Here is a 21703-nt window from a genome sequence, read left to right as displayed (position 1 = left end):
GGTGGCGTACGTTGTGCGTACACTTGGGGGGTGAGTGCGAAGGCAGAGCGGCTGCACCTGCGGATAGATGAGCAGCAGAAGGCGTTGCTGGAAGCGGCCAGTCAAGCCGCCGGGGACAGCGTCTCGACGTTCGTGTTGAAGGCGGCGACCGAGGCCGCGGCGGATGTGCTCGCCGACCGGCGGGCGTTCCTGCTGGACGAGGACGCCTGGCGGGTTTTCGACGAGGCGTTGCAGGGGCCGGCACAGGACGTTGGCGGGCTGCGGGAACTGTTGACCGGTTCGACGGTGCTCGACCCGCCGACTGATGGTGCGCCACGGTGAGTTCCCGCTTCTCCGCGGTCGAGCCGCTGTCGGCCGAGTGCGCGGTGACCGGGTTCGACTGCGGCTCCCGCGCGCAATCGGTGTGGCTGACCGAGCATGCCCTACAAGCCCACCGGGCGGGTTCGTCCCGGGTGTACGTGGTGCGGGACAACGAGCACCCCGATCAGCGAGTGGCCGGCTACTACGCCCTGGCTGCCGGCAGCGTCGCCCCCGCCGATGCCTCGCCCCGCCTACAGCAGGGGGCGGGCCGCTACCACCAACCGGTCGTGATCCTCACTCGGCTCGGGGTCGACCGCAGCGCCCAGGGCGTCGGGCTGGGCCGAGCCCTGGTGGTCGACGCACTACGGCGGATAGCCTCCGCCTCGGAAGTCATCGGCGTACGCGCGGTGCTCATTCACTGCGAAACGGAAGCCGCCCGCGACTTCTACCAGGGTCTGGCGAAGTTCGAGGCCAGCCCTACCGACCCCATGCACCTGTTGCTGCTGATGAAGGATCTTCGCCGCGCGCTCAGCGGCTGATCGGTCAGCCGGAACCGGTCGGCACTGAGCGACAATCGATCACATGCGCTTCCGCATCCTGGGGCCGACCCAGGTGGTGCTGGCCGACGGGCGAGAGATTCCCGTGGGCGGTCCGCGGCTGCGCGCGTTGCTGGCGCTGCTCCTGCTCGACGCGGGTCGGGTCGTCTCCGCCGGCCGACTCATCGACGGCCTGTACGGGGAGCACCCGCCCCGAGGCGCGGCCAACGCGCTCCAGTCCCAGGTGTCGAGGCTGCGCCAGGCCCTGTCCGCCGAGCACGACCCGGTCGAGTTCCACCCGGCCGGTTACCGACTGGCGGTGGACCCCGACGACGTCGACGCGTACCGCTTCGAACGGCTCGCCGGGGAGGGACGACGCGCACTCGTCAACGGCGACTGGACCCGGGCGGCGGCGGTGTTGCGCGAGGCGCTGGAGCTGTGGCGTGGGCCCGCCCTCGCCGATGCCGTCGGCGCAGCCGGCACGCCCGCCCAGGCGGCCCGGCTGGACGAGCTGCGGTTGGCCGCCATCGAGGATCGGGTCGAGGCCGACCTGGCCTTGGGCGCACAGAGCGCCCTGATCGCGGAGTTGCGGGAGATGGTCGTCGCGCATCCCCTGCGCGAGCGCGCGCGGGGCCAGCTCATGCGTGCCCTGGCGGCACTGGGTCGGCCGGCGGAGGCGCTGGCCGAGTTCGAGGACGCCCGACACACGCTGGCCGAGCAGCTCGGCGTCGACCCGTCGGCGGAGCTTGCCGCCGTTCACCTGGCGGTGCTGCGTGGTGCGGAACGCGGGCCTGCCGAACCGGTGCTGCCGAGTCAACTCACCACCTTCGTCGGGCGCGAGGAGGAGCTGAGGCGCGTCGGTGAGCTGCTCGGAGAGCGGCGGCTCGTCACCTTCACCGGCCCCGGCGGCGCGGGCAAGACGCGCCTGGCGATCGAGGCCGCCGGCCGTGTCGACGGGGAGGTCCGTTTCGTCGAGCTGGCCGGCCTGGCCGATGGCTCGGACGTTCCGCAGGCGGTGCTGAGCGCGCTCGGCCTGCGCGGCGCGGGCCTGCGCGCCCCGGCCGAGCCGGGCTGGCAGACCACCGACCGGCTGGTCGAGGCGCTGGCCGAACGGCGACTGCTGCTGGTGCTCGACAACTGTGAGCACGTTCTCGTCGACGCGGCCCGGCTGGCGGCCCGGTTGCTGAGCGCGTGCCCGGCGTTGCGCGTCCTGGCCACCAGTCGGGAGCCGCTGGGGTTGCCCGGTGAGGCGCTGTGCCCGCTGTCCGGGCTCAGCCTGCCACCGCTCGGCGCGTCCGCGCCGGACGTCGACGACTACGCGGCGGTTGGCCTCTTCGCCCAACGGGCCGCCGACGTCTCGCCCGACTTCACCGTCACGCCGGCCAACGTCGAGATGGTGCTGCGGATCTGCCGCAGCCTGGACGGCCTGCCGCTGGCGATCGAGTTGGCCGCCGCGCGGCTGCGGGCGTTGCCGGTAACCGAGGTGGCCGCCCGCCTCGACGACCGGTTCCGGCTGTTGTCGACGGGCAACCGGGCCGCGTCGCCGCGACACCGCACCCTGCGGGCCGTGGTCGGGTGGAGTTGGGATCTGCTCGACGACGCCGAACGGAAAGTGGCCCGACGGCTGACCGTCTTCGCCGGTGGGGCCACGCTGGAGGCGGCCGAGCGGGTCTGTGGCCTGCCCACCGCCGAGTTCGTCGACGCGCTGACCGGCCTGGTCGACAAGTCCTTCGTGGAGCTGACGGGTGGCCGGTACCGGATGCTCGAGACGGTGCGGGCCTTCTGCGCCGAGCGTCTCGCCGAGGCCGGCGAGGCCGACCAGCTGCGTCGCGCGCACACCGCGTACTTCCTGGAGTTCGCCTGGACCGCCAGCGACCACCTCCGGTGCGCGGAGCAACTGCACTGGCTGCGACTGCTCGACGCCGAGCGGGACAACCTGCACGCGGCGTTGCGTCGAGCCACCGCGGCCGGCGACGCGTCCGACGCGGCCGGAATGGTCGCGGCCCTGTCGTTCTACTGGTGGCTGCGCGGTATGCGTGGGGAAGGGGCGCGGCTCGCCGCGGACGTCCTCGAACTGCTCGACAATGAGGCGCCGCCGGGGATGGGTGAGGAGTTCGCCCTCTGCGTCTACAACGCCTCGCTCGCGGGCGTCGGCCACCTGCCGACCGTCGGGACGCAGTCGTCGGTGATCCGCAGCCTGGACCGGGCGCCCCGACAACCGTTCCTGCTGTACCTGTCGGGGATCTCGACCGGGCCGCCGTCCGGCGGCGCCGAGGATGTCGACGAGCTGATGGGGGAGTTGCGGCGGCTGGTCGGTTCGGACCCGTGGATCAACGCGCTCGGCGCGATGGGCAGCGGCTCGGCGCTGATGTGGAGCGACCAGTGGGACCGGGCCAGGATCGCGCTGACCACAGCGCTCGACGGCTTCCGCAGTACCGGGGACCGGTGGGGCACCATGATCACGCTCGGTGCGCTCGGCGAACTGGCCGCCTGGCAGGGCGATGCGGGAACTGCTGGTGCCCACATGGACGAGGCCATGGGGTTGGTCGAGGCACTCGGGTCAGCCGTCGACCAGGCCGACATGCTGCGTACCCGGGGTGAGATCAGGCTGCGCGCCGGTGACCTCGCGGCGGCGCACGACGACTTCGCCGGTTCGCTGCTCCTCGCGCAGCGCAGCGGCGCGCCCGAGTTCGTGGCCAGCGCGCGGCTCGGGCTCGCCCAGGTGGCCCGGGTACGAGGGGACCTGGCCGCCGCGCGGCGGTTCGGCGAGGAGGCGTTGGCCGGCGGGCTCACCGGCTGGTACGTCGGCGAGGCCGCCCGCGCGGAGATCGTTCGCGTCCTGGAGGAGATCACCGAGGCGGAGAAGGCCGGTGCGCCGCCGTCAGCGGGCGGTGCGTGACCGGTCAGCGTCGGGCCGCACCGTGGGGGGCATGACGACATTCGAGGTGGTCGCCGAGGGTCTGGGCAAGCGGTACGGCCCAACCAGGGCGCTCGACGAGTTCGACCTGACCGTGCCGAGCGGCACGGTCCACGGACTGCTGGGACCGAACGGCGCGGGCAAGACGACTGCCGTACGGATCCTCACCACGCTGCTGCGCCTCGACACGGGAACGGCGACGGTGGCCGGGTACGACGTGCTGCGCCAGCCGGACGAGGTGCGCGCCCGGATCGGGCTGACCGGGCAGTACGCCGCGGTCGACGAGATCCTCAGTGGCCGGCAGAACCTGGAGCTGTTCGGCCGGCTCTTCCGGCTCGGCCGACGGGAGGCCCGCCGACGCGCCGATGAGCTGCTGGAACGGTTCGGGCTGGACGAAGCGGCGAGCCGATCCGCCGGCGAGTACTCGGGTGGGATGCGCCGCCGGTTGGACCTCGCCGCCAGTCTGATCCGTACGCCGCGGGTGCTGTTCCTGGACGAACCGACGACCGGCCTGGACCCGCGCAGCCGCAACCAGGTCTGGGATCTGGTCCGCGGTCTGGTGGCGGACGGGACCACGGTGCTGCTCACCACGCAGTATTTGGAGGAGGCCGATCAGCTCGCCGACCGGATCTCGGTGATCGACGCCGGTCGGGTGGTGGCCGAGGGCTCACCGGACCAGCTGAAGGCGATGACCGGGGGCGACCGGATCGAGGTGGTGGTCCGCGACGCGGCCGAGCTGAGCCAGGCGGCCCGCCTCGTCGCACGGATCTGCGGCGCGGAGCCCGAACTCGACCCGGAGGTGCGACGGCTCAGCGTGCCGGTGGTCGATCGCGTCGCCGGCCTGGTCGACGTGGTGCGCGCACTGGACGACGCCGGGATCGCGGTCGAGGACGTCGGCCTGCGGCGCGCGACGTTGGACGAGGCATTCCTGCACCTGACCGGGCGTCGGCCGGATGAGGCCCGCGAGCCGGTCCGGGCCGGACGAGAGGTGGAGATGGCATGACCGCGGCGATCGTCGACGGTTGGACGATGACCAGGCGGAACATGACCCACGTGGTCCGCGCGCCGGAGGAGCTGATCCTCTACTTCTCGCTGCCGATCATGTTCGTGCTGGTCTTCGGGTACGTGTTCGGCAGCGGCATGCAGGTGCCGGGTGGCGGCGACTACCGCGAGTTCCTGCTGCCCGGGGTCTTCGTGATGACGATGCTCTACGGGCTGGGGGCCACGGCGACCGGCGTGGCGCTGGACCTCAGCCGAGGTGTGGTCGACCGGTTCCGGTCGATGCCGATGGCACGGTCCGCCCTGATGACCGGTCGTAGCGCCGCCGACCTGCTGCGCGCCCTGCTGGAGATGTCCACCCTCCTGGTGTGCGGCCTGCTCGTCGGATGGCAGTGGCGAGAGGGTGTGGGCAGGGCGTTTCTGGCCGTCGGACTCCTCCTGCTGCTGCGAGTCGCCATCACCTGGATGGGGATCTACCTGGCGCTTCTGGTCCGCAACCCGGACACCGTCGGCGTCATCGTCTTTCCGGCGGCGTTTCCGCTGACCGCGATCTCCAACGTCTTCGTGTCGCCCGAACTGATGCCCCCGGTCATCGGGACGATCTCGGAGTGGAACCCGTTGTCGGCCACCGTCGCGGCGATCCGCGAACTGTTCGGCAACCCGGGCCTGGGTGGTGACTCCTGGCCGGCGGAGCACGCGATGCTGTTGGCGGTGCTGTGGCCGGTGCTGCTGATCGCGACGTTCGCCCCGCTGGCCGTACGCCGCTACCAGCGGTTGAGCCGCTGACTCCGGCCGTCCGGCAGGGTCAGCGGCGGGCCCGCAGGGCGTGGAAGGCGGCACCGACGGCGAGCACACCGAAGCCGGCGATCACGCTGCTCAGCGGCAGGTTGACCGCGAGCAGCAGGCACCCGACCAGCCCGAGAACGGCGAGCACCCGGACCGGCAACCGCCGGTCCGGGTCCCGCCCCAGGGTGAGCGCCGCCGCATTGGTGATCGCGTAGTAGACCAGCACCGTGCAGCTGGAGAAGCCGATCGCGTCGCGTACGTCGCCGACCAGCACCACCACGATCACCACGGCGGCCACCGCCAGTTCAGCGCGGTGCGGCACCTGGCGCACCGGGTGCACGGCGGCCAGCGCACCGGGCAGGTCACGGCGGCGGGCCATGGCGAGGGTGGTCCGGCCCACCCCGGCCACCAGGGACAGCAGCACCCCGACGACCGCGATGGTGGCGCCGGCGCGGACCAACCACGCCAGGCCGGGCAGCCCGGCGGCGGTCACCACGTCGACCAGGGGCGCGGCGGATCCGGCCAGCCGGTCGGCGCCGAGCACGCCGAGGGTGACCGTCGCCAGCACCAGGTAGATCACGAGCACCACCCCGAGCGCCAGCGGCACCGCGCGCGGAATGGTCCGTTGCGGGTCGCGGACCTCCTCGCCCAGCGTGGCGATCCGGGCGTACCCGGCGAAGGCGAAGAACAGCAACCCGGCGGCGGTGAGCACGCCCCGCGCCGAGCCGCCGGGCTCGCCGAGCCGGTCCAGATGCACCGGCCCACCGACCAGGCCGACGACAGTGACCACTGCCAACACCGCCAGCACCAGGGCGACCAGCGCCCTGGTCACGGCGGCGGTCTTGCCGATGCCGCGCAGGTTCACGGCGGTCACCGCGAGCACCGCGCCGACGGCGACCAGTCGGGCCTGGCCCGGCCAGAGGTACGCCCCGACGGTCAACGCCATCGCCGCGCAGCTCGCCGTCTTGCCGACCACGAAGCCCCAACCGGCCAGGAAGCCGGCGAACGGCCCGAGGCGCTCCCGGCCGTAGACGTAGGTGCCGCCGGACTCCGGGTACCGGGCCGCCAACCGCGCCGAACTGGTCGCGTTGCAGAAGGCCACGAAGCCGGCGAGCGCCAGCGCGGGCAGCAGGCCGGCACCGCCGGACGCCGCCACCGCCGGGCCGAAGACCACGAAGACGCCCGCGCCCAGCATCGAGCCCAACCCGATGACAACCGCATCGGGTACGCCCAGCCGCCGCGCCAGTTGATCCACGAATCAGAACCTAGGGGTACGAGGTGAACGGCCGGTCCCACGCGCGTAACCGGCCGGGGAGCGGCAGATCGTCCCAGGGCACCCGGTGCAGCAGCCGGTCCAGGAGAAGGCCCAGCAGCAGCCCGGCGACCGAGTCGGTCAACCAGTGCCAGCCGAGGTAGGTGGTGGTGGTGAGGACGACCAGCGGCGGTACGACGCGGATCACGGTGACGAGACGGCCCGGGAGTTGCCGGCCGAAACTGCGGGCCAGTGGGGCGAGCAGCAGCGCGATGACCCCGTACCAGACGATCGCGTTGGCGACGTGCCCTGACGGGTAGGACTGGGCGAACCGCACCGGCAGGTCGTCGTGGAACAGCGGCAGAGTCTGCTCGGGTGTCAGGAACGGCTCCTTGACGCTGGCGCTCGGTGCCGCCCGCGCGGTCCAGACCTTCAGCGGACCGATCGTGAAGGTGGTGATCACGAATCCGACCACCGGCAGCAGGATCGGCCGCACCGACCGCAGCCGGACGGCCAGCAGCACGCCCAGCCCGACGCCGATCAGGGTCAGCGGGGTGCCCTGGCCGAGGAAGTTCAGCACCCGGGCGACCCAGTACGCGGCCGCCGGCCGGTGCCCGTCGGCCCAGTCGGCGACCGCCCGGTCCAATCCGAAGAGCTGGTGGGCGGCGAGCGCCACCGTCAATCCGGCCAGACCGACCAGCAGGAGCGCGTCGAACCACCAGCTGGCCGGGCGAACGGGCCGTAGCCGCAGGTCACGTCGTACCACTGTGGGTTTGAGCACGCGACCACGCTACCGGCCCGGCGCGAGGCCGGGGTGTGCGGCGCTGTGGGCCCAACCACGATCAGAGGCGGATGCGGGGGGCGACCAGTCATGCTTGTGCCCGTGCGGATCACGTCTGCCCTCGTGGACCCGGCGCTGCTCGACCTGCCCTGGTCGACACCGCTGGAGGAGTGGCCTGCCCAGCACCTGGTGGCGCTGCCGCAGGGCATCTCCCGGCACATCGTCCGTTTCGTCCGGTTGGGCGACTACGTGTACGCCTTCAAGGAGACCCGCGAGCGGATCGCCGAGCGGGAGTACGACCTGCTCCGGGCCCTGGAGCGGATCGACTTCCCCTCCGTCGAGGCGGTCGCGGTCGTCGCAGACCGGCAGACCGAGGACGGGGAGCCGCTCGAATCGGTGTTGATCACCCGGCACCTGCAGTTCTCGCTGCCGTACCGGGCGCTCTTCTCGCACACCCTTCGCCCGGAGACGATGAGCCGGCTGCTCGACGCGCTCGCCGCCCTGATCGTGCGGATGCACCTGACCGGCTTCTTCTGGGGCGACTGCTCGCTGTCGAACACGCTGTTCCGGCGGGACGCGGGTGCCTTCGCCGCCTACCTGGTGGACGCGGAGACAGGTGCCCTGCACAACTCGCTCTCCAACGGTCAGCGCGGTGAGGACCTGGAGATCGCCCGGGTGAACATCTTCGGTGAGGCGCTGGATCTACAGGCCGCCGGCCTGCTGCACGAATCCATCGACCCGGAGGTGGTGTGCGAGGAGGTCGTGCAGCGCTACGAGCGGCTCTGGCACGAGATCACCTACGAGCAGGCGATCGAGCGCGAGGCCCGGCGCGACATCGAGGGCCGGATCCGCCGCCTCAACGAACTGGGCTTCGACGTCGCCGAGGTGGCCATGTCGTCCATCGACGGTGGGCGTTTCCTGGTTCGACCGAAGGTCGTCGACGCCGGCTACCACACCCGGCGGCTGCTCCGGCTGACCGGACTGGACGCCGAGGAGAACCAGGCCCGCAAGCTGCTCAACGACCTGGACGCCTACCGCGCCGAGAGCGACCTGATCGACGAGCAGCAGGCGGCCCACCGCTGGCTCACCGAGGTCTTCGAGCCGGTGGTCCGGGCCGTTCCCGCGCACCTGCGCCGCAAGCTGGAGCCGCAGGAACTGTTCGCCCAGATCATCGAGCACAAGTGGCTGCTCTCCGAGCAGGCCGGCCGGGACGTCGGGATGCGCCACGCGGTCCAGTCGTACCTTGCCGACGTGCTGGTGCACCGCCCCGACGAGCAGGCCGTCCTCGGGGTGGACGTCCCCAGCCTCAGCTAGGGCCCAGCCCGGTTGTCCGTGGCCCGGTTGTTCGTGGCCCGGTTGTTCGTGGCCTGTGGGTTTGAGGTCTGGTTCTTCGAGGCCGGGGTCTGGCCCGCATCCGGTTGCTCGCCGGCTCAGCGACCCGGACGTATCCAAGCCGTTGCCTTTGGAGCTGATGTCGTAAACGATTCACCCTCGCTCGGCTGGGCTGAACCGATGGGCTGGGTTGGACTGGGGCTGATGTCGTAGACGATTCAGCTCCAAAGGCTCTCTAGGTGCACTGTCGGGCTAGCCCTGGGCGGGCAGCGTGCGGCCATGTGCCGACACCGAGCGTGTGGAGTCGCGCCCCACCCCGCTGTCCGCCCGCGAGCCCGTCTGCCTGCCCTCTCCAGGGGCGCCCGACAGCGGCGTCAGCCGCGCAACAGCCGCAACAGCCGCAACAGCCGCGTCACTCCACCCAGGAGCCTGCGCGCAGCACCCGCACCACGTTGAGGTCGTCGTCGAGCACCACCAGGTCGGCGCGGAGGCCCACCTGGAGGGACCCGACCCGATCGCCCAGGCCGATGGCCCGCGCCGGGGTGGTGGCCACCATCCGTGCGGCGTCGGCGATCGGGATTCCGGCGTTCACGGCGTGCCGCAGCGCGGCGTCCATGGTCAGCGTGCTGCCGGCGATCGCGCCGTCGCGGGCGAGTCGGGCCACCCCGTCGGCGACGGTGACGGCCTGGCCGCCCAGCTCGTACTCGCCGTCGGGCATGCCGGCGGCGGCCATCGCGTCGGTGATCAGCGCGGCGCGGTCCGGGCCGGCGGTCGCGGTGGCGAAGGTCAGCATTCCATCGTGCAGGTGAATCCCGTCGGCGACCAGCTCGCAGATCACGGTGGGCGCGTCGAGCAGGGCCACCACCGGCCCCGGCTCACGGTGGTGCACCGGCCGCATGCCGTTGAACAGGTGCGTGCCGACGCTGGCGCCGGCGGCGACCGCGGCGCGGGTCTGCTCGTACGTGGCGTCGGTGTGGCCCACCGCCGCCACCACCCGCTGCGCGGTGAGCAGCTTGATCGCCTCCAGCGCGCCGTCGCGCTCCGGGGCGAGGGTGACCATCCGGATCGCGCCCCGGCCCAGCTGGATCAGCTCGGTCAGCTCGTCGGTCGACGGGTCGCGCAGGTACTCCGGGTTCTGCGCGCCACAGCGGGTGGCCGACAGGTAGGGCCCCTCGAAGTGGATTCCTGCCAGCACGCCGTCCTCGACCAATGGGGCGAACGCCTCGGTGGCCGTACGCATCAGCGCAAATGGTGAGCTGACCAGGCTGGCCAGCAGCGTGGTGGTGCCATGGGCGAGGTGGAAGTCGGCCGCCGCGCAGGCCTCGTCGGCGTCCCCGGTGGTGAAGGTGTGCCCGCCACCGCCGTGCGTGTGCATGTCCACGAAGCCGGGCACGATCCAGTGCCCGTCGCGCACCGACGGATACTCGGCCACGGCTGTGATCCGATCACCGTCCCACTCGACGCAGCCCTGACGGACGACTCCGGTCGGGGTCACCACTCGGCCGTTCACCCGTACGGTCATCGCTTCTCCTGACGGTCACGGACACCCATGGCGTCCAGGGCGAGCAGGGCGGCACCGAGGCAACCGGCCTCGTCGCCGAGGGCTGCCGCGACCAGTTGCGGCTCCCGGTGGAAGGTCATCCGTTCGTGCAGCGCCGCCCGCAACGGAGTCAACAGCCGGTCCCCGGCCTGGGCCAGGCCGCCGCCGAGCACGATCGTCGCCACGTCGAACAGCGCCTGCCCGCTGGCGAGGCCGTCGGCGAGCGCCTCGATCGCCTCCTGCCAGACCTGGCCGGCGAGCGGTTCGCCGGCCGCTGCCCGCTGGGCCACCTCGGCCGCCGTTACCGGCGGTTCAGCCACCTCGGCCGCGGTCACCGGGGTGTCGGCGGTGTCGCCGGCGAGTTCGGCGTAGCGGCGGCCGATCGCGGCGGCAGACGCGACCGCCTCCAGGCAGCCGGGGCGGCCGCAGCCGCAGCGCGGACCGTCGGGCCGGACCAGGATGTGGCCGATCTCCCCGGCAGCGCCGTGGGCCCCCACCGCTGCCGTGCCGTCGACGACGTGCGCGGCGGCGATGCCGGTGCCGATCGCCACGAACAGCACGTGCCCGGTGCCGCGTCCGGCGCCGAGCCGGGCCTCGGCGAGACCACCGACACGCACGTCGTGGCCGAGCGCCGTCGGCAGGCCGAGCCGCTGCACGGCCAGGTCCCGCAGGGGTACGTCCCGGAAGCCCACGTTCGCCGACCAGACCGCGACGCCGCGTGCCTCGTCCACCACTCCGGGCACGGCGATGCCCACCGCGATCGGGGTGAGCCCGTCTGCGCGGGCCTTGTCGGCCAGCCCGCCGGCCACGTCCAGGATGGTGCCGACCACGGCGGCCGGGCCGCGTGCGGCGTCGGTGGCGTGCCGTTCGGTACGCACCACGACGCCGTCCGGTCGGACCAGGGCGCACTTCATGCCGGTGCCGCCGACGTCCAGCGCAACGACCACGCGGTCGTCGCTCACGGCACCGCTCACGCCAACACCACGGACCGGGTCAGGTGGCGGGGCGCGTCCGGGTCGAGGCCCCGGCTGGTGGCCAGCGCGACCGCGAAGCGCTGGGCCAGGATCAGGTCGGCCATCGGGTCGACCGGGGTACGGCCAGCGGACCAGCTGCCCAGCACCGTGCGCCAGCCGTGTGTGCGGCTGTGCACGAAGGCCGCGCCGGTGGCCGCCACATCCTCGGGCAACCCCTCGGGCAGCTCGCCGAACGCCCAGACCAGCCGGCCCGGCGCGGCGACCGAGATGGGACCGTGCCGGTAGTCCATCGCCGGGTACGCCTCGGCCCAGAAGGTGGCCGCCTCGCGGCACTTCAGCGCCGCCTCCTGGGCCAGACCGACCGTCCACCCGCGACCGAGGAAGGTGACCTGCTCGATGGTGGCCGGCTCGATCGGCAACGGGGATCGCACCGCCACCTCGGCGTCGGCGGCGAGCGCTGCCACCGGGTCGCCGAGTTGAGCCCGGAGCAGGGCCAGCGCCGTGGTCGCGAAGCGGGTCTGCACCACCGACCGTTCGTCGGCGAACGGCAGGGCCACGGTGGCGGTGGCCAGCTCGACCGCCGGGGACGCGGGGTCGCCGACGATCACAGTGGTGGGTGTTTGTCCGCGCACCGCGGCGAGCAGCTCCAGCACTTCGGTGGTGGTGCCGGAACGGGTGATCGCGATCAGCCGGTCGTAGCGGCGGCCGGCGGGGAACTCGGACGCCTGGAACGCGTCGGTCTCACCCTGGCCGGCCTGCTCACGGCGGGCCGCGTACGCCATCGCCATGAACCACGACGTGCCGCAACCGACGACGGCGACCCGCTCCCCGGGGCGCGGCAGGTCCCCGCGTACGACCTCGGCCAGCCTGGCCGCGTCCCGCCAGCAATCGGGCTGGCTCGCGATCTCCGCGTCCACGTACGCCATGGGAAACTCCTCGCAGGGCCGATCAGTGCGCAATACGGCTCGTTAGACCCGCATTTCGCGCGTTATTCTGCGCGAACGCGGGTGACCATGGCAACCGGCCGGCCGATCGCGCAGGTCAGTCTTTTGCGCCAGCCTAGTTTTGCGCACTAGTGTGCACGCAATCAATCACCGTCCGTGCAGTTGCTGGGAGGGCCCCCGCAGTGGACCGGTACGCCAGGTGGAACGCCCTGCTCGAAATGCTGACCGACAACGGCCGGGTCAGCGTCGAGGCGGCAGCCGAGCGGCTGGACGTCTCCCAGGCCACCATCCGGCGTGACTTCGACCAGCTCGCGCAGCAACAAATGATCACCCGGACCCGGGGTGGCGCGGTCGCCAACGGCGTGTCGTACGACCTGCCGCTTCGCTACAAGACGGCCAAGCACTCGGCCGAGAAGCAGCGGATCGGGGCCGCCGCCGCCGCGCTCGTCACGCCGGGCACCGTGGTCGGACTGAACGGCGGCACCACCAGCACCGAGGTGGCGAGGGCGCTCGCCGTGCGACCGGATCTGAACACCAGCGCCGAGGGTGCTCAGCTCACCGTGGTGACGAACGCGCTGAACATCGCCAACGAGCTGCTGGTCCGGTCCCGAATGAAGGTCGTGGTGGCCGGCGGTGTGGTGCGCCCGAAGTCGTTCGAGCTGGTCGGCCCGCTGGGCGGGGCGCTGCTGCGCGAGGTCACCCTGGACGTCGCCCTGCTCGGCGTGGACGCCATCGACCCGCAGCTCGGTGCCGCCGCCCACCACGAGGGGGAGGCGGCGATGAACAACCTGATGGTGGCCCGCGCCAAGCGCGTGGTGATCATCGCGGACTCGTCCAAGCTGGGCGGTCACGCCTTCGCCCGGATCTGCCCGGTCGAGCGGGTGGAGACGCTGGTGACCGACTCCGGTGCCGCGCCGGAGGTGGTGGACGCGTTCCGCGCTGCCGGCGTACAGGTCATCTGCGCCTGAGGGGTCACGCTCCGTCGATGAAACAGCCTATTCGGCGCGTCGATGCATACCGGGTATTGCGCACTTCTGCATACCGCGTATGGTGTCGGCTGTCACGCCCACCATCGGGGGAGGTGCAGCTTGCCAGCTGTCCTGGAGATCGAAGGTCTACGTAAGACGTACAAGAGTCGTCGACGCGGCACCCGCAACGCGCTCGACGGCTTCGACATGCGGGTCGACGCGGGGCAGGTGCACGGCTTCCTGGGTCCCAACGGGTCCGGCAAGACCACTACGCTGCGTACCCTGCTCGGCCTGATCCGACCCGACGGCGGCCGGATGGCGCTGCTCGGGCACGAGGTTCCCGATTCGCTGCCCACCGTCGCCGGCCAGGTCGGCGCGATCGTGGAAAGCCCCCAGTTCTTCCCGCACTTCACGGCCCGGGACACGCTGTCCCTGCTCGCCGGTGTGGGCGAGGTGCCGGCCGTCCGCGTCGACGAGGTCCTGGAACTCGTCGGGCTGCGCGATCGGGCCGGCGAGCGGGTCAAGACGTACTCATTGGGCATGAAGCAGCGGCTCGCCGTGGCCTCGGCCCTGCTCAAGAACCCGAAGCTGCTCATTCTGGACGAGCCGGCCAACGGCCTCGACCCGGGCGGCATCCGGGAGATGCGCACGCTGATGCGCACCCTCGCCGAGTCCGGAATGACAGTGGTGCTGTCCAGCCACATCCTCGGTGAGATCCAGCTGATCTGCGACTCGGTCACCATCATCTCGCTGGGCCGGCGGGTCGCGTTCGGTCCCGTCGACGAGGTGCTCGCGCAGCACTCGTCCGGTGCGGTCCGGATCCGGCTGGAGGCGGTCAGCGACCTGCCGGTGGCCACCGAGGCGCTGACCCAGGCGGGAATCCGGGTCACCGGTCACCCGGACCACCTGATGCTGACCGGCGTCGACAAGCCGGCTTCGGTGACGCGGCTGCTCGCCGAGAAGAACCTCTACGTCAGCGAGTTGTCGCCGATCGCCGTCGACCTGGAGAGCGTCTTCCTCGAACTGACCGCCACCGCGCCGGTACCCGGTCAGCACCGGCAGGTCGACGAGTCCACGAAGGTTGGCGGGGCGGGTCAGCCCGGTCCCGCCGGGGGAGGGTGGGGCGCGTGAGCCTCTTTCGTACGGAGCTGCGCCGGCTCACCAAGCGGCGCTTCACCCGCTACTCGACGCTGCTCGGCCTGCTGGTGCTGGTCGCGGTGGTGGTCGGGGTGTTCTTCACCAACCAGAAGATCGACGCCAGTCAGCTCGCTCGGGCCGAGCGTCAGGCCGACCAGCAGTACCAGGAGCAGGTGCGCTGGAGCGAGCAGGAGCGGGCGGAGTGCGAGAAGGCCAAGACGGCCGGTACGGCGAGCGACCGCCCGTTCCCGGACGACTGCTCGGTGATCACTCCCCCGCCCCGGGACCAGATCCAGGCCGACTGGTTCCTGCCCTCGACGTTCGACTTCGCGAAGACGTTCGACGAGACGCTGATCCCGTTCGCGGCGATCCTCGCCCTGGTCGGGTTCGTCATCGGCGCGTCCTTCGTCGGGGCCGAGTGGAGCACCGGCGGCATGATGAACCTGCTGCTCTGGCGGCCGAAGCGGCTCACCGTACTGCTCACCAAGCTGGCCGCGCTGCTCACCGGCATCCTGGCGGTGACGCTCCCGGCCGCGGTGCTGTGGTTCGCCGGGTTCTGGGCGGTCGCCACGTTCCGGGGCAGCACCGAGAAGATGACCTCCGGGGTCTGGCAGTCGTTCCTGCTGACCAGCCTGCGCGGAGTGGCGCTGGTCCTGGTGCTCACCACCATCGGCTTCGCCCTCGCCTCGTTGGGTCGGCACACCGCGATGGCCCTCGGTGGCGTGGTGGCGGTGATGGTCGTCGGGCAGTTCGGTCTGGGCATCCTGCTGGGAATGGCGGGCGTGCGGTTCGCCGAGGCCTGGCTGCTGCCCACGTACATCCTGGCCTGGATGACGAAGACGGTCACCCTGGAGGACTGGAGGTCCTGCAACGCGACCTACTTCGGGGAGTGCAAGCCGGCCACCATGGACATCACCTGGCAGCAGTCCTCGGTTCTGCTCTCGGTCTCGGTGCTGGTGATCCTCGGTGCGGCGCTCTGGACGATGCGTCGCCGCGACATCACCTGACCGGACCGAAGTGACGCGGCGCGGCCGGCTCGGCTGTCGGGGTTCCCGGCGGTACGGACCGGCCGCGCCGCCTGCTGCGTCCCTGGTCGTCGCTGACTAGGCTGAACGACATGTCCGCCGACACCTCCCCGGCCGCCCCCGAGCCGTCCACCGACGCTCGTCCGGGTGAGCCTGCGGGTGCTGCCGGGCCGACCGTCCCGAACCCCCGACCGGCGCCGTCCATCGAGACCGCCGACGCGCCTTCCGCCGAGGCGGCGCAGCCGGCTGACCCGGCGGCGGGGCTGACCGAGCGGGAGCGGGCCATCCTCGCTTTCGAGCAGCAGTGGTGGCGGCACGCCGGTGCCAAGGAGCAGGCCGTCCGGGACACCTTCGGAATCTCGTCGACCCGGTACTACCAGCTGCTCAACGGCCTACTGGACAATCCGGCAGCCCTCGCTGCCGACCCGGTGCTGATCAGCCGACTCCGCCGCCTGCGCTCCTCCCGAGCCCGCAACCGCCGCCGCTAACCCCCATCCCCACCTGACCCCACCCCTGCCCCACCCCCTGCCCCACCCCACCCCCTGCCCCGTCGATCTTGCACTTCCTGCGGTCGATTTGCGGCCTTTGGGGTCTTTGTCGGCGCAGAAAGTGCAAGATCGCGGGGGCAGGGGGTGGGGGCGGGGCAGGGTGGGGCAGGGGGTGGGGTGGGGGTGTCGCGGTTGCATGGGGGGTGGCCCGGCGGGTACGCGGGAGGAGTTCCGGGGTCGTTCGTGGCCTTGGGCCCTGGGGGAGCGCGCGGGGTATGACGGCAACGAATCAGAGCGGCACAGGAGTGCAGGGAGAGACGCATGCGGCCGTCGACGACCTTCGACAGCGTTGACCCGACCGGTGGGCCGGCGCCGGTGATGCGGGTGCGTTCCGCGTCGGCGCCGGCCCCGGGCCGCCCGGTCAACGAGGACCTGGTCTTCCGGTTCGGCCCGCTGGTCGGTGTCCTGGACGGCGCGACGGTGCCGGACGGCTTCGACACCGGCTGCGTGCACGGGCCCGAGTGGTACGTCCGGCACCTGGCGGCCCGGATCGGCGTTGCAGAGGCGGTGCGCCCGGCGGCCCGGCTGACCAGCAACCTGGCGGCGGCCATCCTCGCGGTGCGCGCCGACCACGGCGGGCAGTGCGACCTCGACCACCCGGGCACCCCGTCCAGCACGGTGGGTCTCCTGCGGGACTGTGGCGACCAGGTGGACTACCTGGTGCTCTGCGACAGCCCGTTGGTCCTCGACGTCGGCGGGCAGGTCAGTGTGGTCACCGACAACAGATTGGACGCGGCGATGGCGGAGCTGCGGGAGACGGTGGCCGTCGTGCCTGGCGGTGCGGCGGACCCGGTCACCCGGTTCCGGCACGCCGTGAGCGTCCAGCGGGAGCGGATGAACCGTACCCACGGCTACTGGGTGGCGGCGGCCGACCCGGACGCGGCCTTCCACGCCGTCACCGGGACCGCGCCTCGGAGCGGTCCGGGGGCGCTGCGGCGGGCGGCGCTGCTCAGCGACGGCGCGTCCAGCGCGGTGGAGCAGTTCGCGCTGACCGACTGGGCCGGTCTGCTCGACCTGCTGAGCGCTGACGGCCCGGGGGTGTTGATCGACCGGGTGCGTAACGCCGAGCGCGACCACCCCGACCGACTGCGCCGGCACAAGCCCAGCGACGACGCCTCGGTGGTGTTCTGCGAGTTCGGGTAGGCGGTTCGGGCGGGTGACACCCAGTCGGGTGACAACAGAGCGTGATGTGGAACACCGGGGCCGCCCGACCGGCCGGTACCGCTGTCCGGACCGCCAGTGGATGGCCAATGGGGTGGACTTCGGCCGATGAGGGCGGCAGACTGCGGCACGTGGCGGGTGCGGTCCGGCTGGAGCCGGTGGACGAGAGCAACCTGGAGCCGTTGCTCTCCGTAGCGGCTGCGGAGGCGGAGCCGGGTGACGTGATGCCCCCGGTGGAGGCGCCCGCCGGCTGGTCGCTGGCCCGTCGCGAGGCGTTCCGCGAATTCCACCGGGCGAGCTTCGGTGGGTTGGACGGCCCGACGGGTTCGCAGATGTACGCAATCCTCGTGGGCGGCGAGGTGATGGGCATGGTGCGGATGACGCGCTGTGACGAGCCCGGCACCGTGGAGACCGGGATGTGGCTGGGGCGCTCGGCGCGGGGGCAGGGGATCGGCGCTGCCGCCCTGCGGGAGCTGCTGAACGCCGCCGCCCGGGCTGGCATGCGGGCGGTCGTCGCCGAGACGACCCCGGACAACATCGGCGCGGTCGCAGTCCTGCGGAAGTGCGGCGCGAAACTACGCGAGGACGACGGCAAGGTACGCGCCGAGATCTGCCTCGATTCGACACCGCCCGCCCTCTGAGCTGGCCGTGGGGTCGGCGACGACCACGACAGGGCCGCCGCCGACCGCCTGGGTCAGGCCGGCAGCCGAACGATGTCGTAGTCGGTGCTCGGCGTGGACTCCACGTCGAACCGGCCGTTGACCACGTACAACGCCGAACCGAGCAGGTCGCCGGTGGCCGGCGAGCGGAGCTGCGGGCCGGTGATCTCCCGCTGGACCACTCCGGCGGTGTAGCCGGCGTTCAGCCGGACCACCGCGACGACGTTGGTCAGGTTCCGGATCACGTGGAGGGTGCGACCGCGCAGGACCAGCCCGTCGGCCCGGTCCACCGAGTAGCCGCCCAGGTCGAACAGGCGACTGCCGCCGGTACGCGGGTCGACGCGCACGAGCTGACCGGTGAGCATCTGCGCGACCAGCAGATCACCGTCCGGCAGCACCACGATCCCGTTGTTGAACGCGTCCGGCGTCGCGCCCGGGCCGGTGAGCGGCAGCACCCGGAACGCGTCGGAGGCCGGCAGACGACCACCCGGGCCCAGCGGCACCACGTACAGCACCGGACGGACGGAGTCGGTGAACCAGATCGCCCGCTTGGTGATCACCATGTCGTTGACCAGGGTGTTCGGGTCGGTGGTGAACTGGTAGCGGGCCAGCAGGGCACCGGTGCCCGGGTCGTACACGCTGGCCCCGCCGCCGGAGAAGTCGGCCGTCCAGAGCCGGCCCTGCCGGTCGAGTTTCATGCCCGCCTTGGCGGTTCCCGGTGTGCCGGGGATCAGCACCGAGCCGCGTCCGGTGCGTAAGTCACCCCGCCACACCGCACCGTTCAGCACGGAGCCCACGTACACGGTGGTGCCCCGACCGATCGTCAGTCCTTCCGGGGTGAACCCGTTCGGCAGCGCGATCCGGGCCGGGAACGGCTTCGCCGGACGGGCCGCCGCTGGTGCGCCGACCGGGACCAGGGTCGCCGCCGCCACGAGGGGAGCGAGGAGGAGAGAGAGCCGCTTGCGCACGGAACACCACCTGACGTCGCAGTGGAAGAATCCACTGAGGAATGTGACGTACTAGGAACGTCTCCCGCGCCGCAAAAGGTTGTGCCGGCCTGATCACTCCCGGTTGGCGGCGTAGTCGGCCAGCCACGTGACCTGGCCCGGGTCCAGCGACGGTCGTACCCGGGCCCGCGCTCTCGACACGTGCTCGGCGGTGACCGTGGCGGCGGCGAGCGACTCCCGCATCGCGGCGAGCGCCGCCTCGCGGATCAGCGCCGCGCAGTCCGCGGCGGAGAAGCCCGTCAGCTCGTCGCCGAGAGCCGGCAGGTCGACGTCCGGTGCCAGTGGCACCTGCCGGGACGCGGCCCGCAGGATCTCCGCACGGGCGGGTCCGTCCGGCGGTGGCACGTAGACCAGCCGCTCCAACCGGCCCGGCCGCAGCAGCGCCGGGTCGACCAGGTCCGGCCGGTTCGTCGCACCGACCACCACCACGTTGCGCAGCGCCTCCACCCCGTCCAACTCGGTGAGCAGGGCGGCGACCACCCGGTCCGTGGTGCCCCCGTCGGTGGCCTGGCCGCGTACCGGGGCCAGCGCGTCCACCTCGTCCAGGAAGATCAGCGTGGGGGCCGCCTCCCGGGCCCGACGGAACAGCTCGCGGACCGCGCGTTCGCTCTCACCGACCCACTTGGAGAGCAGTTCGGCCCCCTTGACCGACAGCACGTTGGCCCGCCCCGACCCGGCCAGCGCGGTGACGAGGTAGGTCTTGCCGCAGCCCGGTGGCCCGTAGAGCAGCACACCGCGCGGTGGCTGAACGCCGAGCCGGGCGAAGGTGTCCGGGTAGGTCAGCGGCCACAGCACCGACTCGGTCAGCGTCTGCTTGACCTCGTCCAGGCCGCCCACGTCGTCGAGGGTCACCGAGGCCAGATCCAGTGTGGAAGCCGCCATCGTGGTGGGCCGGACCACCTCCCGAGCGGCGGTGAAGTCGCCCATCGACACCGTCGGCGTCTCGGCGGACTTCTGCCGCAGCGCCGCGCGTACCCCGGCCTCCCGGACCAGCGCGGCCAGGTCCGCCGCGACGAACCCGGGGGTACCCGCGGCCACCTCGTCCAGCCGGACGTCGTCGGCCAGCGGCACCTGCCGGGTCAGCACGGTGAGCTGTTCGCGGCGCAACGCCTGATCCGGGAGCGGGACGCTGATCCGCAGCGACAGCAGGTCGGGCGCGCGCAGTGCGGGGTCGACCGCCTCCGGTCGGCCGGTGGTGCAGACCACCGCGACGCCGGCGCGGATGCTCTCCGCGAGCACCTGCCGGAACACCGTCGCCACCGCACCCGGATCGTCGGCGGGCGCGAGCGCCTCGACGTCGGTGACCAACAGCACCGCCGGCCCTTCGGCTCGGGCCGCCGATGCCGCGGCGCGCAACCGCTCGGCGGCGGCCTGACCGGCCAACGCCGCCACCTCCGGCGCCCAGAGCGGGTGGACACGGGCACCGACCCGGGCGGCCACGGCCCGGACCAGCGCCGACTTCCCGGAGCCCGCCGGACCCACGAGCAACACCCCCAACGAGATGGTGGTGCCGAGCCGGCCCAGCACCTCCCGGTGGTGGAAGCCGAGGTCCAGCAGCTCGGTCAGTTCCTCGGCCTGGGCCCGCAGTCCGGGCAGTTCGTCGACGTCGGGCGCGTCGTCCGCCGCAACGGCGTCGGCGCTCGCAACCGGCCGGGTCGTCGCGGCGCCGGCCGGGGCGGGCCCGCCGTGGGTCGTCGCACCGTGTTCCCAGGCGACCGCTGTGCCCATGGTGACCAGCGTGCCGGCCGCCGGCTCCACCTCGACCACGCGGAGCAGCGTGCTGGTCCAGGCGAAGCCGACGGTGTTGGCGAGGCTGCGTCGCGCCGCCTCGACCAGACTGCGGACCGAGGCGTCCGGCAGCACGTCCTGCGGCAGCAGCGACACGTCGTCCCCGGCGGTGAGCACCTTGCCCAGCAGGGCGAGGCGGAGCATCTCCGGGCTGACCGCCGCGACGACCCCCACCGGCCCGGCCAGGACGACCCGGCCCGCCGGGACCAACGGCAGCGGGCTCACCCGCACCTGACCCCCGTCACGCAGACCCAGGTTGCCCAACGTCAGGTCGTCGGCGTACAGCAGGGCGCTGCTCGCGCCCGGCCCGGCCGCCACCGCGATCCCGGCCGTCTCCCGGCGGCCGACGAGGCGGACCGGGTCGCCGGGGCGCAGCCCCAGCGCTGTCATCGCCTCCGGGTGCAGGCGCACGATGCCCCGTCGGGCGTCCAGCGCCGCCGGCCGCAGGCTCGCCGTCAAGGTCAGGTCGGGTTGCGCCACTGCCCGACCGTAGCCGCCGGCAGCCAGCCCCGCCGGTCAGCGCCGCGGATCCAGCCCGTCCAGCAGCGTCGGGTCGCTTCGGATCAGCTCGGCCAACCGGGCCGCCGGGTCCGGCGTCAACCCGTCCGGACCGGGCGCCCAGGCCGGCACCGTCCGGCCGGAGAGCGGCCAGGCCGGCGGGGGTTCCACCGGCGTCGGCGGGGGGACCGGCCCGACGGTGACGTCAGGGCCGTCCCAGGAAACCCGCATCGGGTACGTCCGACCGCCGTGCTCCACCTGCACTGTCACCGCTACCCCGGGGTAGGCCCCGACGACCTGGCGGACCGCCTCGGCCACCTCCTCGACCGGCCCCCACCCGGCCACCTCGCTCGGCGTCTCCACCCCCGCGTGCCGTGGATCGTGCCGGCCCGGCCGGGCGTTGCGGGTGTCGCCGCCGAGGCCGGGCGGTCCCGACGGTGCGGTGGTGTCGTCACGGTCGGCGGCCCGACGGCGCGACGCCTCCTCACGTCGGGCCAGCCGGGCCAGCGTCTCGTCCAGGTCGCCCCTCACAGATCACCTCTTCCCGCCAC

The 21703-nt window shown here is 72.5% G+C and carries 20 protein-coding genes; 12 read left to right on the top strand and 8 right to left on the bottom strand.

Annotated elements, in window-relative coordinates; translation table 11 throughout:
• Positions 1-30: 30 nt before the first annotated feature.
• The 5 genes from AB0877_RS21295 to AB0877_RS21275 are packed head-to-tail and all read left to right on the top strand — an operon-like array spanning position 31 to position 5538.
• Entirely contained in the window at positions 31-321 is a 291-nt protein-coding gene (locus AB0877_RS21295) for a DUF1778 domain-containing protein (RefSeq protein ID WP_366610867.1), read from the top strand.
• Complete coding sequence (locus AB0877_RS21290) at positions 318-839, top strand: GNAT family N-acetyltransferase (RefSeq protein WP_366610865.1); 522 nt, start codon at positions 318-320, stop codon at positions 837-839. Before AB0877_RS21295 ends, AB0877_RS21290 begins: the two co-directional genes overlap by 4 nt.
• A gap of 43 nt (positions 840-882) precedes the next feature.
• Positions 883-3735 carry a BTAD domain-containing putative transcriptional regulator gene (locus AB0877_RS21285; RefSeq protein ID WP_366610863.1) on the top strand — a complete coding sequence of 951 codons (2853 nt, stop codon included), beginning with the start codon at positions 883-885 and terminating at the stop codon, positions 3733-3735.
• Between the two features lie 31 nt (positions 3736-3766).
• On the top strand, positions 3767-4756 hold the full coding sequence (locus tag AB0877_RS21280; RefSeq protein ID WP_366610861.1) for an ATP-binding cassette domain-containing protein: 990 nt from the start codon (positions 3767-3769) through the stop codon (positions 4754-4756).
• On the top strand, positions 4753-5538 hold the full coding sequence (locus AB0877_RS21275; protein WP_366610859.1) for an ABC transporter permease: 786 nt from the start codon (positions 4753-4755) through the stop codon (positions 5536-5538). The genes AB0877_RS21280 and AB0877_RS21275 overlap by 4 nt, the downstream gene beginning before the upstream one ends.
• Positions 5539-5557: 19 nt before the next feature.
• Here AB0877_RS21275 and AB0877_RS21270 read toward each other — a convergent pair whose 3' ends face one another.
• Together AB0877_RS21270 and AB0877_RS21265 are read right to left on the bottom strand one after the other, a co-directional pair.
• Positions 5558-6793 carry an APC family permease gene (locus AB0877_RS21270; RefSeq protein WP_366610858.1) on the bottom strand — a complete coding sequence of 412 codons (1236 nt, stop codon included), beginning with the start codon at positions 6791-6793 and terminating at the stop codon, positions 5558-5560.
• A gap of 10 nt (positions 6794-6803) precedes the next feature.
• Complete coding sequence (locus tag AB0877_RS21265; RefSeq protein WP_366610985.1) at positions 6804-7541, bottom strand: phosphatase PAP2 family protein; 738 nt, start codon at positions 7539-7541, stop codon at positions 6804-6806.
• A 120-nt stretch (positions 7542-7661) separates the two neighbouring features.
• Between AB0877_RS21265 and AB0877_RS21260 the strand changes: the two genes are divergently transcribed.
• A complete protein-coding gene (locus tag AB0877_RS21260; protein WP_366610856.1) occupies positions 7662-8885 on the top strand; it encodes a DUF4032 domain-containing protein in 1224 nt (407 codons plus the stop codon).
• Between the two features lie 430 nt (positions 8886-9315).
• Here the strand turns inward: AB0877_RS21260 and nagA are convergent, their stop codons facing one another.
• From nagA to AB0877_RS21245, 3 genes are read right to left on the bottom strand one after another with little or no spacing between them, the layout of a single operon-like run.
• On the bottom strand, positions 9316-10425 hold the full coding sequence (gene nagA, locus AB0877_RS21255) for an N-acetylglucosamine-6-phosphate deacetylase (protein WP_366610854.1): 1110 nt from the start codon (positions 10423-10425) through the stop codon (positions 9316-9318).
• Positions 10422-11405: an ROK family protein gene (locus AB0877_RS21250; RefSeq protein WP_366610853.1), complete on the bottom strand. Its 984-nt coding sequence runs from the start codon at positions 11403-11405 to the stop codon at positions 10422-10424. The genes nagA and AB0877_RS21250 overlap by 4 nt, the downstream gene beginning before the upstream one ends.
• Before the next feature lie 8 nt (positions 11406-11413).
• Complete coding sequence (locus AB0877_RS21245; protein WP_366610851.1) at positions 11414-12343, bottom strand: SIS domain-containing protein; 930 nt, start codon at positions 12341-12343, stop codon at positions 11414-11416.
• A 200-nt stretch (positions 12344-12543) separates the two neighbouring features.
• Here AB0877_RS21245 and AB0877_RS21240 point away from each other — a divergent pair, with 200 nt between their 5' ends.
• The 6 genes from AB0877_RS21240 (at position 12544) to AB0877_RS21215 (ending at position 17841) form a co-directional block, all read left to right on the top strand.
• Entirely contained in the window at positions 12544-13329 is a 786-nt protein-coding gene (locus AB0877_RS21240; protein WP_091403015.1) for a DeoR/GlpR family DNA-binding transcription regulator, read from the top strand.
• 120 nt (positions 13330-13449) lie between these two features.
• Complete coding sequence (locus AB0877_RS21235; RefSeq protein WP_366610849.1) at positions 13450-14460, top strand: ATP-binding cassette domain-containing protein; 1011 nt, start codon at positions 13450-13452, stop codon at positions 14458-14460.
• Positions 14457-15473 carry an ABC transporter permease subunit gene (locus AB0877_RS21230; RefSeq protein WP_366610847.1) on the top strand — a complete coding sequence of 339 codons (1017 nt, stop codon included), beginning with the start codon at positions 14457-14459 and terminating at the stop codon, positions 15471-15473. Before AB0877_RS21235 ends, AB0877_RS21230 begins: the two co-directional genes overlap by 4 nt.
• 110 nt (positions 15474-15583) lie before the next feature.
• On the top strand, positions 15584-15979 hold the full coding sequence (locus AB0877_RS21225; protein ID WP_366610846.1) for a DUF3263 domain-containing protein: 396 nt from the start codon (positions 15584-15586) through the stop codon (positions 15977-15979).
• A gap of 321 nt (positions 15980-16300) precedes the next feature.
• A complete protein-coding gene (locus AB0877_RS21220; protein ID WP_366610844.1) occupies positions 16301-17182 on the top strand; it encodes a hypothetical protein in 882 nt (293 codons plus the stop codon).
• A gap of 149 nt (positions 17183-17331) precedes the next feature.
• Complete coding sequence (locus AB0877_RS21215) at positions 17332-17841, top strand: GNAT family N-acetyltransferase (RefSeq protein ID WP_366610842.1); 510 nt, start codon at positions 17332-17334, stop codon at positions 17839-17841.
• 53 nt (positions 17842-17894) lie between these two features.
• Here AB0877_RS21215 and AB0877_RS21210 read toward each other — a convergent pair whose 3' ends face one another.
• From AB0877_RS21210 to AB0877_RS21200, 3 genes are all read right to left on the bottom strand, one after another.
• Positions 17895-18827, bottom strand: coding sequence for a superoxide dismutase (locus AB0877_RS21210; RefSeq protein ID WP_366610841.1), 933 nt, complete (start codon positions 18825-18827; stop codon positions 17895-17897).
• A gap of 93 nt (positions 18828-18920) precedes the next feature.
• Complete coding sequence (locus tag AB0877_RS21205; protein WP_366610840.1) at positions 18921-21134, bottom strand: AAA family ATPase; 2214 nt, start codon at positions 21132-21134, stop codon at positions 18921-18923.
• A 36-nt stretch (positions 21135-21170) separates the two neighbouring features.
• The gene (locus AB0877_RS21200) at positions 21171-21683 is read right to left on the bottom strand and encodes a hypothetical protein (protein ID WP_366610838.1); all 513 of its coding nucleotides are present in this window, start codon (positions 21681-21683) and stop codon (positions 21171-21173) included.
• Between the last annotated feature and the right edge of the window lie 20 nt (positions 21684-21703).

The sequence above is a fragment of the Micromonospora sp. NPDC047644 genome, assembly GCF_040704315.1.
GTDB lineage: Bacteria > Actinomycetota > Actinomycetes > Mycobacteriales > Micromonosporaceae > Micromonospora.
Note: the sequence above shows the minus strand (reverse complement) of the source record. Positions and strands in the feature narration are given on the sequence as shown.